The sequence below is a fragment of the Actinotalea soli genome (assembly GCF_017565425.1).
GTDB lineage: Bacteria > Actinomycetota > Actinomycetes > Actinomycetales > Cellulomonadaceae > Actinotalea > Actinotalea soli.
The window spans coordinates 773,525-789,486 of record NZ_JAGEMK010000001.1 but is presented as its reverse complement, the minus strand read 5'-3'; the positions used below and the strand labels follow the sequence as shown (position 1 = coordinate 789,486).

Annotated in this window: 15 protein-coding genes, 1 tRNA gene, 1 pseudogene and 1 riboswitch; of the genes and pseudogenes, 5 read left to right on the top strand and 12 right to left on the bottom strand. The window is 71.8% G+C overall.

The features are described from left to right. Window positions 1–170 precede the first annotated feature (170 nt). From J4G33_RS03620 to J4G33_RS03605, 5 genes and pseudogenes are all read right to left on the bottom strand, one after another. Complete coding sequence (locus tag J4G33_RS03620) at window positions 171–998, bottom strand: ABC transporter permease (protein ID WP_208054495.1); 828 nt, start codon at window positions 996–998, stop codon at window positions 171–173. Then, window positions 995–1,213: a hypothetical protein gene (locus J4G33_RS16980; RefSeq protein WP_243758379.1), complete on the bottom strand. Its 219-nt coding sequence runs from the start codon at window positions 1,211–1,213 to the stop codon at window positions 995–997. The genes J4G33_RS03620 and J4G33_RS16980 overlap by 4 nt, the downstream gene beginning before the upstream one ends. Window positions 1,214–1,446: 233 nt before the next feature. Next, window positions 1,447–1,941, bottom strand: a pseudogene (locus tag J4G33_RS03615) (ATP-binding cassette domain-containing protein); the annotation flags it as partial. A gap of 41 nt (window positions 1,942–1,982) precedes the next feature. Continuing rightward, window positions 1,983–3,053 (bottom strand): HAMP domain-containing sensor histidine kinase, encoded by a 1,071-nt coding sequence (locus J4G33_RS03610; RefSeq protein ID WP_208054494.1) that lies wholly within the window; start codon window positions 3,051–3,053, stop codon window positions 1,983–1,985. A 1-nt stretch (window position 3,054) separates the two neighbouring features. Further along, complete coding sequence (locus tag J4G33_RS03605) at window positions 3,055–3,771, bottom strand: response regulator transcription factor (RefSeq protein WP_208054493.1); 717 nt, start codon at window positions 3,769–3,771, stop codon at window positions 3,055–3,057. A 243-nt stretch (window positions 3,772–4,014) separates the two neighbouring features. Here J4G33_RS03605 and J4G33_RS17700 point away from each other — a divergent pair, with 243 nt between their 5' ends. Continuing rightward, on the top strand, window positions 4,015–4,797 hold the full coding sequence (locus tag J4G33_RS17700; protein WP_208054492.1) for a M15 family metallopeptidase: 783 nt from the start codon (window positions 4,015–4,017) through the stop codon (window positions 4,795–4,797). Between the two features lie 92 nt (window positions 4,798–4,889). Here the strand turns inward: J4G33_RS17700 and J4G33_RS03595 are convergent, their stop codons facing one another. From J4G33_RS03595 to adhE, 3 genes are all read right to left on the bottom strand, one after another. Beyond that, complete coding sequence (locus tag J4G33_RS03595; RefSeq protein ID WP_208054491.1) at window positions 4,890–5,846, bottom strand: aldose 1-epimerase family protein; 957 nt, start codon at window positions 5,844–5,846, stop codon at window positions 4,890–4,892. 9 nt (window positions 5,847–5,855) lie between these two features. Then, a complete protein-coding gene (locus J4G33_RS03590) occupies window positions 5,856–6,365 on the bottom strand; it encodes a hypothetical protein (RefSeq protein WP_208054490.1) in 510 nt (169 codons plus the stop codon). Between the two features lie 123 nt (window positions 6,366–6,488). Continuing rightward, the gene (gene adhE / locus J4G33_RS03585; protein ID WP_208054489.1) at window positions 6,489–9,266 is read right to left on the bottom strand and encodes a bifunctional acetaldehyde-CoA/alcohol dehydrogenase; all 2,778 of its coding nucleotides are present in this window, start codon (window positions 9,264–9,266) and stop codon (window positions 6,489–6,491) included. 254 nt (window positions 9,267–9,520) lie between these two features. Here adhE and J4G33_RS03580 point away from each other — a divergent pair, with 254 nt between their 5' ends. Beyond that, window positions 9,521–9,991: an Hsp20/alpha crystallin family protein gene (locus J4G33_RS03580; protein ID WP_208054488.1), complete on the top strand. Its 471-nt coding sequence runs from the start codon at window positions 9,521–9,523 to the stop codon at window positions 9,989–9,991. On the opposite strand, the gene J4G33_RS03575 is transcribed toward J4G33_RS03580, so the two are convergent. Continuing rightward, the gene (locus J4G33_RS03575) at window positions 9,966–11,171 is read right to left on the bottom strand and encodes a MalY/PatB family protein (RefSeq protein ID WP_208054487.1); all 1,206 of its coding nucleotides are present in this window, start codon (window positions 11,169–11,171) and stop codon (window positions 9,966–9,968) included. The two genes, J4G33_RS03580 and J4G33_RS03575, sit on opposite strands and share 26 nt — an antisense overlap. A gap of 37 nt (window positions 11,172–11,208) precedes the next feature. Further along, on the bottom strand, window positions 11,209–11,655 hold the full coding sequence (locus tag J4G33_RS03570) for an SRPBCC family protein (RefSeq protein WP_208054486.1): 447 nt from the start codon (window positions 11,653–11,655) through the stop codon (window positions 11,209–11,211). 224 nt (window positions 11,656–11,879) lie between these two features. Beyond that, window positions 11,880–11,956: riboswitch (cyclic di-GMP riboswitch) on the top strand. A gap of 15 nt (window positions 11,957–11,971) precedes the next feature. Here J4G33_RS03570 and J4G33_RS03565 point away from each other — a divergent pair. From J4G33_RS03565 to J4G33_RS03555, 3 genes are all read left to right on the top strand, one after another. After that, window positions 11,972–12,202, top strand: coding sequence for a BldC family transcriptional regulator (locus J4G33_RS03565; RefSeq protein WP_208054485.1), 231 nt, complete (start codon window positions 11,972–11,974; stop codon window positions 12,200–12,202). A 212-nt stretch (window positions 12,203–12,414) separates the two neighbouring features. Then, window positions 12,415–14,127 (top strand): BCCT family transporter, encoded by a 1,713-nt coding sequence (locus J4G33_RS03560; RefSeq protein WP_208054484.1) that lies wholly within the window; start codon window positions 12,415–12,417, stop codon window positions 14,125–14,127. Window positions 14,128–14,180: 53 nt separating this feature from the next. Next, complete coding sequence (locus J4G33_RS03555) at window positions 14,181–14,993, top strand: endo alpha-1,4 polygalactosaminidase (RefSeq protein WP_208054483.1); 813 nt, start codon at window positions 14,181–14,183, stop codon at window positions 14,991–14,993. Window positions 14,994–15,076: 83 nt separating this feature from the next. Here the strand turns inward: J4G33_RS03555 and J4G33_RS03550 are convergent. Together J4G33_RS03550 and J4G33_RS03545 are read right to left on the bottom strand one after the other, a co-directional pair. Continuing rightward, window positions 15,077–15,149, bottom strand: a tRNA-Arg gene (locus tag J4G33_RS03550). Window positions 15,150–15,197: 48 nt separating this feature from the next. After that, window positions 15,198–15,884 carry a FadR/GntR family transcriptional regulator gene (locus J4G33_RS03545; RefSeq protein ID WP_208054482.1) on the bottom strand — a complete coding sequence of 229 codons (687 nt, stop codon included), beginning with the start codon at window positions 15,882–15,884 and terminating at the stop codon, window positions 15,198–15,200. Window positions 15,885–15,962: the final 78 nt, after the last annotated feature.

The window sequence follows — 15,962 nt, the reverse complement described above, 5'->3', positions numbered from 1 at the left end:
CCTGCCGGACCGTGTCCGTGGCCCTGGCGCCGGCTTCGTCACCCCGCGGTCGCCCCGGGGCAATGCCGACGCAAACAGCGGGGCCCTGCTGCGCCAAGGTAGGCCGCACGGGGGCGTGCGGCGGGGGCCGGGGGGTGGCCCGTGTGACCAGGCTCACGTCCGCCACGTGGTCAGGTGATGTCCCGGCGCAGGGTCGTGAGCCGTGCGACTGCCGCGAGGAGGAGGGCGTACCCGAGCAGGACCACGAGGCCCTGCCCACGGGGGAGCAGCTCGTTGATCCCGGAGGCGCTGTAGAGGCTCGCGCCCGCGATCGCCTCACCGGCTGCCCCGGGCAGCCACTTCGGGACTCCCTGGAGGGACTCCACGAAGCCGAGGGCGAAGCGGATCGTGGGCTCGACGAGCTGGGTGAAGGCCAGGACGACGACGACCGCGACCACCTGGTTCTTCAGGGCGGCCCCGAAGCCGACCCCGACCACGGCCCACACGGTCATCGCCAGCACGGCGAAGGCCGCGGTCCTGAGCACCTCGGGGTCGGTGAGCATCGGGTCCTCGCCCAGGGCGGCGAGGACCGCCGCGCCGGTGCCGATCGTGGTGAGCGTGCCCACCACCCCGTAGAGGAGCCCGATCGGCAGGCCGGCGAGGAGCTTGGCCCCGAGCACCACCGAGCGGCGCGGCTCGGCCAGGAGGGTCGGGGTCACCGTCATGTGGCGGAACTCCCCGGAGACGGAGAGCGCGCCCATGATCACGGGGAACACGTAGCCCAGCGTGGGGGCGAGGGTGTAGACGGTGAGCGCGAGGTCCAGCGGGGCCAGCGCCATCCCCTCCGGGCTCTCCGGGCCCGGCGTCGCCCCCACCCCGGCCCCGGGGGCCTCGAAGGCGAAGGCGAAGGCCATCACGCCCGCGAGGAAGGCCATGTATCCGACCATCGTGAGCAGGAGGACCCACCACATCCGGGTGGTCATCGTCTTGCGCAGCTCGGACCGCAGTGCGGCGATCATGCGACGGCTCCCGTCGTGTCGCTCTCCCGGTCCTCGGCCGGCGCCTGACCCGTGAGCCGGAGGAACACGTCCTCGAGGTCGACGGTGCGGGTCGCGAGCTCGTAGAGCTCGACACGTGCGGCGAAGGCAGCGGCGCGACGCTCGCGGCGTCCACGTCCCGGACGAGCACCGCCCCGGCTCCTGCTCCGGCGCCCGGACGGTCGATCGTCTCCCACCTCCCCGGCCACCTGTCCTCGACCAGGGTCCGCAGGCCCTCGCCGTCGGGCGAGAGGACCGTGACGGCTCGCTCGGTCTGGGCGTCGAGCTCGGCCAGGGAGGACGAGTGCACGAGCCGTCCGCGCGCGATGATGACCACGTCGTCGACCGTCTGCTGGACCTCGGAGAGCACGTGGCTCGAGACCAGGACGGTGCGCCCCTCGCGCGCGAGATGACGCAGGAAGGACCGCAGCCACGCGATGCCCTCGGGGTCCAGGCCGTTGGCCGGCTCGTCGAGGACGAGCACCCGGGGGTCGCCCAGCAGGGTGGTGGCCAGGCCGAGGCGCTGCCGCATGCCCAGGGAGAAGCCGCCGACGCGGCGGCGAGCGGCCTCGGTCAGCCCGGTCATCGCGAGCACCTCGTCGCAGCGCGAGTCGGGGACGCCGACCTGCGGGGCGTACACGCGCAGGTGGTCGCGGGCGGTCCGCCCAGGGTGGAAGCTCGCTGCCTCAAGAGCGGCGCCGACCACCCGCAGCGGACGGTGGAGCTGGTGGTAGGGGCGCCCGTCGATCGTCGCGGAGCCGCCGCTCGGGCTGACCAGCCCGAGCAGCATCCGCAGGGTCGTCGTCTTGCCGGCGCCGTTGGGACCGAGGAACCCGGTCACCCGGCCGGGACCCACCGCGAAGGACAGGTCCTTCACGGCGTGCACCGCACCGAAGCTCTTCGACAGGCGGTCGACGACGACCATGCCGGCGTGGTCGTCCCTGGTCCTGCGGGAGGCGCTCCTGATCATGCTTCCACCGTAGCGGCGCGGCGACGCTGCGCAGGCAGGGAGACCCGCATGACGCAGCCCGTCGGCGAGTCGGCGACCTGGATCTGCCCGCCGTGGAGCTCGACGGCCCACCGGACGATCGCCAGGCCGAGCCCGGTGCCGCCGGTGCTCGTCTGGCCGGTCTGGGCGGGGGCATTGCCCCGGTGGAACCTCTCGAAGACCTGCTGGCGGTGGGCTGGGGGGATGCCAGGGCCCTGGTCCACGACGTCGATGACGACGAAGCCTCCGCCGCGCCGTGCGGCCAGCTGCACCTCACCGCCACCGGGGGAGTGCCGCACCGCGTTGTGGAGGAGGTTGGCGACCACCTGGTGCAGCCGCTCGGCGTCGGCGGGCACGGTCAGGCCGGAGGGGTCGACCGCGACCGAGAAGGTGACGTCCTTCTCGGCGGCCACGGGACGCACGCCGGCAGCCGCGTCCTCGAGGAACTCGGCGAGGGGGACCTCGGTCACCTCGAGGCCCACGGCCCCTGCCTCGATCCGGGACAGGTCCAGCAGGTAGGTCACCAGCCTGCCCAGCCTCTCGGTCTGGGCGAGTGCGGCCTCGAGGGCGGGGGTGTCGGGCTCGCTCACGCCGTCGACCATGTTCTCGAGCTGGGCGCGCAGGGCTGCCACCGGGGTGCGCAGCTCGTGCGAGACGTTGGCGACCATCTCGCGCCGCAGGGTGTCGACCTGCTCGAGGTCCTGGGCCATCGTGTTGAAGGCCTCCGCGAGCTGGCCGACCTCGTCCCGGCTCGTGGCTCGCACCCGCTGGGAGTAGTCCCCCTCGGCCATGGCCCGGGCGGCGGCCCTCATCTCGCGGAGCGGGGCGGTCATCCCGTGCGCGAGCACCTGGACCATGACCACCGACACGGCGATCGCGATCGGCAGGGTCCTGGTCGGGCCGAAGTGGTTGTACAGCCCGATCCACGTGATGAACGCGGCGAGGGTGACGGTCACGGTCACCAGGACGCCCAGCTTGATCTTGATCGAGGAGAGGCGGTCGAGCGGGCGCAGGTCCGGCAGGCGACCCGCGTGGCGTGGCGTGCTCACCTCAGCCCTCGGCTGGCTCGAAGGCGTAGCCCACCCCGTGCACCGTACGGATCAGGTCGGCGCCGAGCTTGCGGCGCAGCGCCTTGACGTGCGAGTCCACGGTCCTGGTGCCGCTCGCGTCGACCCAGTCCCAGACCTCGGCGAGCAGCCGCTCCCGGGTGAGCACGGTGCGCGGCGAGGTCGCGAGCGTCACCAGGAGGTCGAACTCGGTGGGGGTGAGATGGATCTCGGCCCCGTTGCGCGAGACGCGACGCTGGGCCCGGTCGACCTGGACGTCACCGACCTGGAGCGGGGGCTCGCCCGCGCCGACGTCGCTGGCCTGGGACGAGCGCTCGACCCGACGCAGCAGGGCCTTGGTGCGCGCGACCAGCTCGCGCATCGAGAACGGCTTGGTCATGTAGTCGTCGGCGCCGACCCCGAGACCCACGAGCATGTCCGTCTCGTCGTCGCGGGCGGTCAGCATGATCACGGGGACGGGGCGGTCGTGCTGGATCCGCCGGCACACCTCGAGCCCGTCGATGCCGGGGAGCATCACGTCGAGGATCACGACGTCGGGTCGTGCGCGGGCTGCGGCCTCGACGCCGGCCGGCCCGTCCGAGGCGATCTCGACCTGCCAGCCCTCGGCCGCCATGCGGTGCGCGATCGCGGTGGCGATCGCGGGCTCGTCCTCGACGACCAGCACGGTGGTCTCTGCTGCGGGGCCTGCTGCGGCTGCCATGGCCCCAGACTGGCACAGCCCCGTCCACCTCTGGGACGTACGTCGCTTGGTTCCTGGCCCGCGAGCCGTTACTGTTTCGTGATCACCTCACGGAAAGACCCGGCACGCCCGTGTGCCGAGTCCTCCTCGGGGGTGCGCCCCCGTCCGGGGGATGAACCTGGTCATCGAGCACTGGTCTGCCGCGCCGCGGCCGACGTCGGAGGTCCTGTGGAGTCTGAGCGGTCGCGATCACCGCAGACCTCGGTGACCTCTCGACGCGAGCTCCGCCCGACCCCGAGTCGTGGAGCGGCCACGTCGCGGAAGCCCGGCCTCCGCGCGAGCCGCTGGGTCCCACGTACCGCCGTCCTCACGGCCCTCGCGACCGCGACCATCGGGCTCCCGGTCGCCGACGCCCTCAGCCCCGAGGACCAGGTGCCCAACCCCGTCGCGCAGACGGTCGACGACGGGTACCCCTCGGCTCACGAGGTCCTCTCCTCGTTGACCCTGCAGACCACCCCGACCTCGCTGCTGGCCGCCGTGCAGGGCGTGAGCCAGGTGTCGGGCGGCTCGAGCCGCTCTCTCGAGCGTGATCCTCTCCCGGGCTGCGACGGCCAGCCTCGGCCGGGCGGGGCCAACGGGCAGATCCCCGCCTCGGACCTCTGCACGCTGTGGGACGGCAACCACATGCTGCGTGGGGACGCGGCCGTGGCGATCGCCGAGCTCAACCAGAACTTCCGCGCCGTCTTCTCGCGGGACCTCTGCCTGACGGACTCCTACCGCACCCTCGCCTCGCAGCGTCGTCTCATCTACCAGAAGCCCGGTCTGGCGGCCACGCCCGGCCGGAGTAACCACGGCTGGGGCCTCGCGGTCGACCTCTGCTCGAGCGAGACCGGCAGCAGCACCGTGATGCAGTGGCTCCTGGAGAACGGCCCGACCTACGGCTGGGACAACCCGGACTGGGCCCGCAGCGGCGGGTCCGGCCCCTACGAGCCCTGGCACTGGGAGTACTTCCCGGGCACCGACAGCATGGGCAGCACCAACGGCTGACGTGCCGCCGTCTCGCTGACCTGCGTGCCGACGTCGAGCTGACCCGGCCCCCTGCGGGTCCCGCCTCTCCCGACGCCCTCGAGGCGCCCCGCTCAGAGCAGGGTCGCGCCCCAGGTCACCTCGTGGCTCGCGCCGGGCTCGAGCCGCACCAGCCGGTCGCCGGTGCGGAAGGCGTCAGCGACGCAGCTCATCGGTTCGGCAGCCAGGCCGGTCCGACGGACCTCGACGGCGCTCAGGTGGTCGCCCGAGCACACCTGCCAGGTGTCCATCGACTCGTCCATCCAGATCGCTGCCGTCCGCCCGTCCGAGCCCGTGAGCCGCACCCAGGACAGCCCCTGCTCGTCGCGCAGGACGTCCACGAAGGCATCGTCCAGGTCGAGCCCCACCATGCTGCGCGTCTCGCGCAGGTCGTAGGGCCCCGCGGCCGGCTCGGTGCCCGTGGGCAGCAGCCGGTCGTCGACCGTGACCCTGGTGCGGGCGTCGAGGCTCATCGTGCACTCGTCGAGGGTGCCCGGGCCGGGGGACAGCCAGGGGTGGAAGCCCACGCCGTACGGCGCCGCGGCGGCACCGAGGTTGGTCGCGACGGTCTGCACGTGCAGACCGGTGGCGGTCAGTCGGTACGTCACGCGCAGCAGCAGGTCGAAGGGGTAACCACCGCTCGGGGCGAGGCGCAGCTCGAGCGTGACCGCCTGACCGTCCCGGTGGGCGGCGTCGACCTCGGGCAGCACCGTCCAGCGCTGCCACATCGCGAGCCCGTGCAGGGCCGTGCCTCGCTCGGGCTCGCTGAGGTCGAGCTGCCGCTCGACGCCGTCCCAGGTGTACCGGCCGTCGCGGATGCGGTTGGGCCAGGGCGCGAGCACGGCTCCGTGCCCCGCGGGGGCGGGCTGGTCCTCGTCGAACGGGGTGAACACGTCACGCCCGTCGACGGCGTACCGCCGCACCTTGGCCCCGACGTCGGTGACGACGGCCTCCTGGTCGTCCAGGGCGATCCTGATCTGGTGCCCCGAGAGGGGGGCCGGGGTGGTCGAGGACGGCTTCGCGGTGCTCACCCGAGAACGCTATCCGACCTCGTCGGCCGCGTCCTCGAGACGGGCCGAGAGGTCGTCGACCTGCTCGCTCAGGGCCTCGAGGGCCCGCGCCAGCACACCGTCGGCCCCGGCCGCCGCCTCGTCGATCGAGCCCGCGGCCTGGTCGAGGGAGGCCCGTGCCTTCTCGAGGGCCTCGACCTCGGCGGCGGGGTCCGCACCCGCGGCGACCCGGTCCAGAGCCGCGCGCGCCTCCTCGACCGCCGTGCCCGTCCGCTCGGCGGCCTCGCGGGCCCGCTCGCGGGTGCCCTCGTCGATCCCCGCGCCGTCGATCCCGGACTCGACGTCCTCGAGGGCGCCGCGGGCGTCCCCGATACCCTGCTCGATCTGCTCGCTGAGGCGTGAGAGGTCGGGGCTCTCGCCCTCGAGCACGCCGCAGCCGGCCAGGAGCAGCAGCGCCAGGGTTCCTGCCGACGCGGTGCGCCAGCCGACCGGGGGCCGAGCCGTGGCGCACGCAGCAGGTGTGGTGGACGGAGTCGTCACCGGAGGCTCCTCGTCGTGGGGGAGGTCCATTGTGACGCGCGACGGCCCGGCCTGACGAGCAGGCCGGGCCGTCGCGTCTGGAGGTGTGCCCGTTCGCGCGACCGAACGGGCACACCCGGTGCGTCAGGAGGTGGAGACAGCCTCCTGGGCGGACTGCCCCTCCGCCCCTGCCGCCGTGCGCCGGGAGCGCACGTCCTGGAGCGACGTCCCGTAGTACGCCGCAGTCATGAGGTCCTTCATGTCGTCCAGCATGGGCATGCGGGGGTTGGCCGGAGCGCACTGGTCCTCGTACGACCGCATCGCGAGGTCGTCGAGCTTGCCGATGAAGCGGTGCTCCTCGACGCCCTGGGCCGCGAAGGAGGCCGGGATGCCGACCTTGTCGCGCAGCTCCTCGATCGCCCGGGCGTAGGACTCGACGCCCTCGGCCGGGGTCGAGGCGGGCAGCCCCAGGGTCTTGGCGATCTCCTGGAACCGCTCGGGGGCCACGTAGTGCTCGTACTTGGGCCAGCTGGTCAGCTTGGTCGGGACCGTGCCGTTGTACCGGATGACGTGCGGCAGGAGGGTCGCGTTGGTCCGCCCGTGCACCAGGTGGAAGGTCGAGCCGATCGTGTGGGCCATGGCGTGGACGATGCCCAGGAACGCGTTGCCGAAGGCCATCCCGGCGATCGTGCCGGCGTTGTGCATCTTCTCGCGGGCCTGCACCGCGGCCTCGCCACCGGTGACCGACTCCTCGAGGTTCTCGAAGATGAGCCGGATGGCGTGCAGGGCCATGCCGTCGGTGAAGTCGTTGGCGTAGACCGACACGTAGGCCTCGGTCGCGTGGGTCAGGGCGTCGAAGCCCGAGTCCGCGGCGAGGGAGGCGGGCATCTTGCCGGTCAGCGCCGGGTCGATGATCGCGACGGTCGGCGTCAGCGCGTAGTCCGCGAGCGGGTACTTCACGCCGGTCTTCTCGTCGGTGATGACGGCGAAGGGGGTGACCTCCGCGCCGGTCCCCGAGGTGGTCGGGATGCAGACGAGCTTGGCCTTGGCCCCCAGGGTCGGGAACTTGAAGGCGCGCTTGCGCACGTCGAAGAACTTCTCGCGCATGTCGGCGAAGACGATCTCGGGGTGCTCGTACCGCAGCCACATCACCTTGGCGGCATCCATCGGCGAGCCACCGCCCAGAGCGATGATCGTGTCCGGGTTGAACTCGCGCATCTGCTCCGCGCCCCGGTCGACCGAGGCGATGGTCGGCTCGGGCTCGATGTTGTCGATGATCTGCAGCGCGATCTTCTCGCCGCGGCGGCCGAGCACGTCCAGGACCTTGTCGACGAAGCCCAGCTTCGTCATGGTGGCGTCGGTCACGACCGTCACCCGGTGGATGTCGGGCATGTCGGCGAGGTAGCGGATCGCGTTCGGCTCGAAGTACGTCTTGCCGGGGACCTTGAACCACTGGAGGTTGTTGTTGCGTCGGCCGATCCGCTTGATGTTCACGAGGTTGACCGCCGAGACGTTGTTGGAGACCGAGTTCGCGCCGTAGCTGCCGCACCCGAGGGTGAGGGAGGGGACGAAGGCGTTGTAGATGTCGCCGATGCCGCCGTGCGAGCTGGGGGAGTTCCAGATGACCCGGACCGCCTTGACGCGGCTGCCGAACTCCTCGACGAGGGCGGTGTCCTCGGAGTGGATGGCCGCGCTGTGACCCAGGCCGTCGAACTCGACCATCTGCTCGGCGAGCTGCATGCCGTGCTCGCGGGACTCGGCACGCAGGACGGCGAGCACCGGGGCGAGCTTCTCGCGGGTGAGCGGCTCGGCCGGGCCCACGTGGCTGACCTCGGCCAGCAGGATCGAGGTGTCCGCGGGGACGGTGAAGCCGGCCTGCTCGGCGATCCAGACCGGGCTCTGCCCGACGACGGAGGCGTTGAGCTTGGCTCCGGCGCAGTTGGCGGACTCGGCCTCGACCCCGAAGATGAAGCGCTCGAGCATCGTCTTCTGCTCGGGCGTGCACCGGTACGCGTGCAGCACGTCGAACTCGGCGAGCGCGGCGTCGTAGATCTCGGCGTCGAGGATGACGGCCTGCTCGGAGGCGCAGACCATGCCGTTGTCGAAGCACTTGGACATGACCACGTCGTTGACCGCTCGCTTGAGCTTGGCCGACTTCTCGATGTAGGCGGGTACGTTGCCTGCGCCGACCCCGAGGGCGGGCTTCCCGCAGGAGTAGGCCGCCTTGACCATGGCGTTGCCGCCGGTCGCGAGGATGAGTGCCACACCCGGGTGGTTCATGAGCTCGTTGGTCGCCTGGATCGAGGGCTGCTCGACCCACTGGACGCAGTGCTCGGGGGCGCCTGCGGCGACGGCCGCGTCCCGGACGATGCGTGCAGCCGCGACGGAGCACTCCTGGGCCGAGGGGTGGAAGGCGAAGATGATCGGGTTGCGCGTCTTGATCGCGATGAGCGCCTTGAAGATCGCGGTCGAGGTCGGGTTGGTCACCGGGGTGACCCCGCAGATCACGCCCACGGGCTCGGCGATCTCGACGATGCCGTTGAGGTCGTCCCGTCCGACGATGCCCACGGTCTTGAGGCTGGCCATCGAGTTGGTCACGTGCTCGCAGGCGAAGATGTTCTTGACGGCCTTGTCCTCGAAGACCCCGCGGCGGGTCTCGGCGACAGCCAGCTTGGCCAGCTCGCCGTGCTGGTTGAGGGCGGCGACCGACGCCTTCTTGACGATGTGGTCGATGTCGGCCTGGGTGAAGGACGCGTAGGCCGCGAGGGCCTTGCTCGCACCGGCGACGAGGTCGTCGATGGGTGAGGTCCCGGCCGGCGCGGCGGGCTCGGCCGCAGGCGCGGCAACCGGAGGCGTCGCGGCCTCGGTGGTGGCCGCGGCGGCCTCGGTGGACGTGGTGGCTCGTGCTCGTCGTGCACTCACGGGAGGCTCCCGGTCATCTCGCAGTGTGTGGTGGAGGATCACCGTTGACCCACTGATGACGCTAGGCGTCCAGGGGGCGCGGCGCGTGTGTCAAAGGTCCTGCGGGACCTTCGTCCAGGGGCTGGCACTCGCGGGTCGAGAGTGCTAAAACATGAGCTGTAGCCCCTCGTACGGAGGCCCGGGAAGGTGGGACCTCCGTCGGGTCAGCACCGCGCCCCGGAGGGTCCGGGGCGCCACGTGAGGAGGTGTTCCGCGTGGCTACTCGATTCGACCCCTTCACCGACACCGCCCGGTGGATGGACCAGCTGCTCGGCAGCGCTCGCGAGGCTCCGGCATCAGCCCCGACGATGCCGATGGACCTGTACCGTGCGGGCGACCACTACGTGCTGCACGTCGACCTGCCGGGGGCCGACCCCGGCAGCGTGGATGTCAACGTCGAGGACAGCACGCTGACGATCCGCGCCCAGCGCACGGCCCGGACCGAGGCCGACGTCCAGTGGCTGGCCCGCGAACGGGCGTCGGGCACCTACGTCCGTCAGCTCACGGTGGGCCGCGGCCTCGCCCTCGACGACGTCGACGCGAGCTACGCCGACGGCGTGCTGACGCTGACCATCCCGGTGGCCGAGGAGGCCCGTCCGCGCCGCATCGAGATCCGGCACGCCGCGACCGGAGCCACGGCCATCGGAGGCTCGGAGCAGGTCAGCGAGGAGGAGTCGGCGGGCTGAGCTCGCTGAGGTGGCGGCCCAGCCTGGCGGCCGCCTCGACGACCATCGGGCGGGGCATCGCGAGGTTCAGCCGGACGAAGCCCCGCCCGACGGTCCCGCAGTCCGCGCCGTCCGTCACCGCGACCCCCGTGGCGCGCAGCACCCCCCGGGCGAGCCCGGCCCCGGGGGCCGTGGCCGCCGGGCCCAGGGCCTCCCTGAGGTCGAGCCAGGCCAGGTAGGTCCCCTCGGGCGGTCGGTAGGCGACCTGCGGCGCCTCCCGGCGGAGTGTCTCGAGCAGGACGGCGCGGTGGTCGTCGAGGCGGTGCAGCAGCTCGCCGAGCCAGGTCCCGCCGTCACGGTAGGCCGCGGTGTTGGCCACGACACCCAAGGTCGAGGCGCCGTGGGTCGAGAGCTTGTCGTGGGTGTCCCACACCCGGGCGTCGGCCTCGTTGCTCAGGATCACCTGCGCGCACTTGAGGCCGGGCACGTTCCAGGCCTTGGAGGCCGAGGTCGCGGTGACCGTGTGGCCGGCGGCGGCGCTGCTCGTCGACGCGTAGGGGACGTGCCGGTGACCCGGGTGCACGATCGGGGCGTGGATCTCGTCGGCGAAGACCCGTCCGCCGTGGCGCTCGACGACGGTCGTGATCCCGCGCATTTCCTCGACGGTCAGCACCCGGCCGGTGGGGTTGTGGGGGTTGACCAGGACGAGCAGGCCACCGCCCTGCCGGAAGGCGTCGTCCAGGGCCTCGAGGTCGAGGGTGGGGCGCCCCTCCGCGCTGGTCATCGGCACCTGCAGGACCTGCCGCCCCCACGCCTCGGGGGCGGTGACGAACGGCATGTAGGCCGGGGTCGGCAGGATGACCGCGCTGCCGGTGGGGGAGTGGTGCTCGACCGTGACCCGCAGGGCCTCGAGCACGTCGGCGACAGGGTGGATGCGCCCCGGGGCGACCTCCCACCCGTAGCGGTCGTGGTGCCAGGCGGCGCAGGCCTCGCCGAGGCGGCGGCGCAGGGCCGGCGGGAGGTAGCCCAGCTGCTCGGTGCGTACGGCCTCGTGCAGGGCGGCCGTGACCGCCGGTGCCGTCCCGAGGTCGGACTCGGCCACCCAGGCGGCGATCTCGGCCGGCAGGGCGGTCCACTTGAGGCTGCCCCGGCGCCGCAGCTCGGCGGCGCCGGGGGCCTCGTAGGCGTCGCTGGAGCTCATCACCGCAACCTAGCGCCGCCCGGGGGCTCCGAGGACGTCAGACGTCGCCCCGCCACGCGCCGGTCTCGGAACCGCGCGACTCGATGAACTCCTTGAACTTCTTGAGGTCCTTCTTGACCTGGTGGTCGTCGAGGGAGACCGCGGCACCGAGCTTCTCGGCGAGGGACTCGGTCTCCCAATCGATCTGCACCATGACCCGGGTGGTCGTGTCACTGATCCGGTGGAAGGTGACCACGCCGGCGTGGGTCTTGCCGTCGGTGCTGGTCCAGGCCACCCGCTCGTCGGGGTGCTGCTCGGTGATCTTCGCGTCGAACTCGCGCTCGACCCCGCCGATCGAGGTCTTCCAGTGCGTGTGGGTCTCGTCCTGCTGGGTGACGCTGTCCACGCCGCCCATGAACTGGGGGAAGGACTCGAACTGGGTCCACTGGTTGTACGCCGTCCTGACGGGGACGTCGACGTCGATCGACTGCTCGACGTTAGGCATCGCGACCTCCTGAGAGTTGGTTGCCGCCACGGTAGGTCGGTGCGTCAGGATCCGCGCGGCGAGACCGTACGGCCGAGCGCAGGGCGCCGTGCGGTCCACGACCCCACCGCCTCATCGGCGGGCGGGTGACGAGGAGGGCCGTCGGTACGTCGAACGGGTGAATTTCGGCCGTGGGAGGGGGCAGCCTTTGCGGGGATGTCCGGATTGTGGCAACCTGTCCATGTCAGCGAAAAGGGCAAACCCACCGCGAGGTGGGGACGCAAAGCCACCGGGACCCCAGGGGTCGGCCGGGCTCACCGAACGACAGGAGCAGACCATGTCGCCTCAGATCTCTACCCACTCCACCACGCAGGACGCGCCCGGAGCCCTCCTCACGCCGTCGGAGGTGGCCAGCATGTTCCGTGTCGACCCCAAGACCGTCACCCGGTGGGCCAAGGCCGGCAAGCTCTCGGCCATCCGCACCCTCGGCGGGCACCGCCGGTACAGCGAGGCCGAGGTCCGTAGCCTGCTCGCCGGCGTGCCGCAGCCCCGTCCCACCGAGGACTGAGCTCCTCGGTCCCGCCGAGGACCGACCCCTTCGCTCGACCAGAGCCCCGTCGACCCCCGGTCGGCGGGGCTCTGGTCTGCTCCGGTTGCGGCTCGGCGAGGTCCGAGGATGATCTCTCCCGGCAGATCTCGCCGGCCCGTCCGCGTGGCGCGCGCCGCCGCCCGGCGAGGACAGATCGACGGGCGGGCCCGCGGGCGCGTCGAGGAGGCAGCATGCGCTCAGCCGTCCACCGGCTGCACGACTCCCTGGGCCTGCGGACCGGGACGACGATCTTCACGGCCTCGGCCGTGGTCATCGCCGCCTTCGTCATCACGACGATCCTCTTCACGACCCAGGTGGACGCCTTCTTCGCCGGGCTCACGGGCTGGCTCCTGGAGAACCTGGGCTGGTTCTACGTCCTGGGCGTGACGGTGTTCCTGGCCTTCCTCGTCTACATGGCGGCGAGCCGGTTCGGGCGGGTCCGTCTCGGCCCCGACGACGAGGGGCCGGAGCACTCGGGGCTCAGCTGGTTCGGCATGCTCTTCGCCGCCGGGATCGGGACCATCCTCATGTTCTGGGGGGTGGCCGAACCGATCAACCACCTCGCCAACCCACCGATGCAGGACGTCGAGGCGGGGTCGGCCGCGGCCTTCGAGCAGGCCATGGCGTTCACCCTCTACCACTTCGGTCTGCACACCTGGACGATCTTCACGCTCCCGGCGCTGTGCTTCGCCTACTTCATGTACAAGCGGAACCTCCCGCCGCGGGTGAGCTCGATCTTCCACCCCCTGCTCGGCGACCGGATCCACGGCCCCCTCGGTGCGGTGATCGACGTCACGGCGATCGTCGGGACGATGTTCGGGGTCGCGGTCTCGGTGGGCCTCGGCACCCTGCAGATCAACAGCGGGCTGGCCTCCCTCTTCGGGATCGAGGAGAGCCGCCTGGTCCAGATCCTCATCATCGGTGCCGTGACCGCGATCGCCGTGATCTCCGTCGGGGTCGGCCTCGACCGGGGGATCAAGCGGCTCTCCAACTTCAACATCGTCGTCGCCGTCGGGCTCCTGTGCTTCGTCGTGGTGACGGGCCCGACGCTGTTCCTGCTCCAAGGGACGATCGAGTCGGTCGGCACCTACCTCGCGTGGCTTCCCGAGCTGGCCTTCTGGAACGACACGATCGCCGGCAGCGGCTGGCAGAACAGCTGGACGGTCTTCTACTGGGCCTGGACGATCTCCTGGTCGCCCTTCGTCGGGATCTTCATCGCCCGCATCTCCCGGGGACGGTCGATCCGCCAGTTCGTCATCGGTGTGCTGGCCGTCCCGGTGTCCTTCAGCGTGATCTGGTTCGGCGTGTTCGGGTGGGGCTCCTACGACATCGAGCGGCAGGACCCCGGTGCCCTGACCGGCCCGGTGGTGGACGACGGCGACATCCCTGGTGCCCTGTTCGTGTTCCTCGAGAACTACCCTCTTTCGACGGTGATGTCCGTCATCGCGATCATGCTGGTCATCGTGTTCTTCACCACCTCGGTGGACTCGGCGGCCCTCGTCATGGACACCATCGCCAACGGTCACGAGGACCCCGCACCGACCCGTCAGCGCGTCTTCTGGGCGCTGTGCGTCGCCCTCGTCGCGGGCACCCTGCTGGGTGCCACGGGCGCAGGCGGGCTCGAGGCCCTGCAGCAGGTCATCATCGTCGTCGGACTGCCCTTCTTCGTCATGGGCTACGTCATGATCTACAGCCTTCTGCGCGCCCTCAAGGAGGACGCCGGGGAGCGCCAGCCCCTGCGGACCAAGCGGTGGCGCAAGGTGCTGCCTCCGCAGGAGGCAGCCCGGCGCGAGGAGGAGGAGCGGGAGCAGGAGCAGGCCCAGGCCGGTCGTCGCGGCCCGCTGCTGAGCAAGACCGACAGCGCTCCCCGGGACGTGCCGACCGGGAGCGAGAAGGAGAGCTGAGTCCCGAGGGCTCGCGCGGCCCAGCCGGCTCGGCGGGGCCGTACCGTAGCCAGGTGCGATCACCTCGGCTCCTCGCGGCTGGTGCAGCCCTCGTGGTCCTCCTGGCCCTGGTGGTACGGGGCGAGAGCGAGCCTCGGCAGCCCGTGCCCGTCGTGCTGCCCCCGGCCGACCAGCCGTTCGACTACCAGCTCGGTGGGGCCCACCCGCCTCCGCCCGAGGTGCAGATGGTCGTCCGCGACAGCACGGAGCCCGCGCTGCCCGGGTACTACTCGGTGTGCTACGTCAACGGTTTCCAGACCCAGCCCGGCGCGGACTGGCCCGAGCGGCTCGTCGTGCACGACACCACGGGCCGGCCCGTCGTGGACCCTGACTGGCCCGACGAGCAGATCCTCGACCTCTCGACCGCCGACCGCCGCGACGAGGTGGCGGCTCGCGTCCAGCGCTCGGTCGACGCCTGCGCGGCCGCCGGCTACGACGCGGTCGAGCTCGACAACCTGGACTCCTACACCCGGGCGCAGGGGGCTTTCGGGCTCGAGGAGTCTGTGGCGCTCGCGACCGCCCTCACCGAGCACGCCCACGGTCGCGGGCTCGCCGTCGGCCAGAAGAACACCCCGGAGCTGGGGTCCCGCGGACCAGAGGAGATCGGGTTCGACTTCGCGGTGACCGAGCAGTGCGACCGCTACGACGAGTGCGACGTCTACGCAGCGACCTTCGGCTCGCAGGTCTACGACGTCGAGTACGAGCACGACCTGCGCGGCACGGCGGACGCCGTGTGCGCCAGGGCCGAGGGTGGGCCGAGCACGATCGTGCGGGACCTCGGGCTCGTGCCCGCCGGGAGCCCGGGGTACGCCTACCGCGCCTGCTGAGCGGCCGCCGGGGCTCGCTCGCCGGGCTGGACCTGTCACGACGAAGCCCCGGTCACCGTGGTGGTGACCGGGGCTTCGACCGGTGCCCGCGGCAGGAATCGAACCTGCGGCCTTCTGCTCCGGAGGCAGACGCTCTATCCCCTGAGCTACGCGGGCGGGGCGGTGCAGAACACTACCAGCCCTCGCTGGTCCGGGACGACGCCCTCACCCCGCCTGCTCCTCGGCTGCCAGGTCCACCTGGTCGGTGCCGATGAGGTCGGAGAGGTAGTCGTCGATCTCAGCCATGGCGCTGACCGCGTCCGCGCCCGCGATGGCCTCGACCAGGGCGTCGTGGGAGTCGTCGTCGTGCACGGGGTGCTCGAAGTTGAAGCGGATGTTCTCGCCGATGGCGTCCTGGAGGTTCTCGTAGAGCGCGAGGAGGACAGGGTTGTGCGCGGCCTGGGCGATGGTGCGGTGGAGCGCGAGGTCGGCGGTGACCATCGCGTCGAGCTCGCCGCTCGCGTAGGCCGAGGCGCGGGTGTCCCGCAGCCTGCGCAGCTCGGTGACCTGCTCGGGGGTGCGGCGCTGCGCAGCGAGCCGCGCGGCCTCGACCTCGAGGCTGCGCCGCACCTCGAGGACGTCGCGCTGGTGGGCGCCCGCGATCTGGCGGCCCATCGCGTTGCCCAGCTCGGAGTTCGAGAGCACGTAGGTCCCTGAGCCCTGCCGACGCTCGAGCATCCCGGCGTGCACCAGCGACTGGACCGCCTCGCGCACGGTGTTGCGCCCGACGCCGATGAGCTCGGTCAGCTCGGGCTCGGCGGGGATGCGCGTGCCGACCTCCCACGCGCCCGAGGTGATCTGCTGGCGCAGGCGGCCGACGGCGAGGTCGATCAGGTTGGTGCGGCGGGTCATCCCATCTCCGGGTGTGAGGCGTGAGAGGCAGTCAACACCGAGCGACCCCCTCGGCGCATCTCTCACGGGATGGAGGAT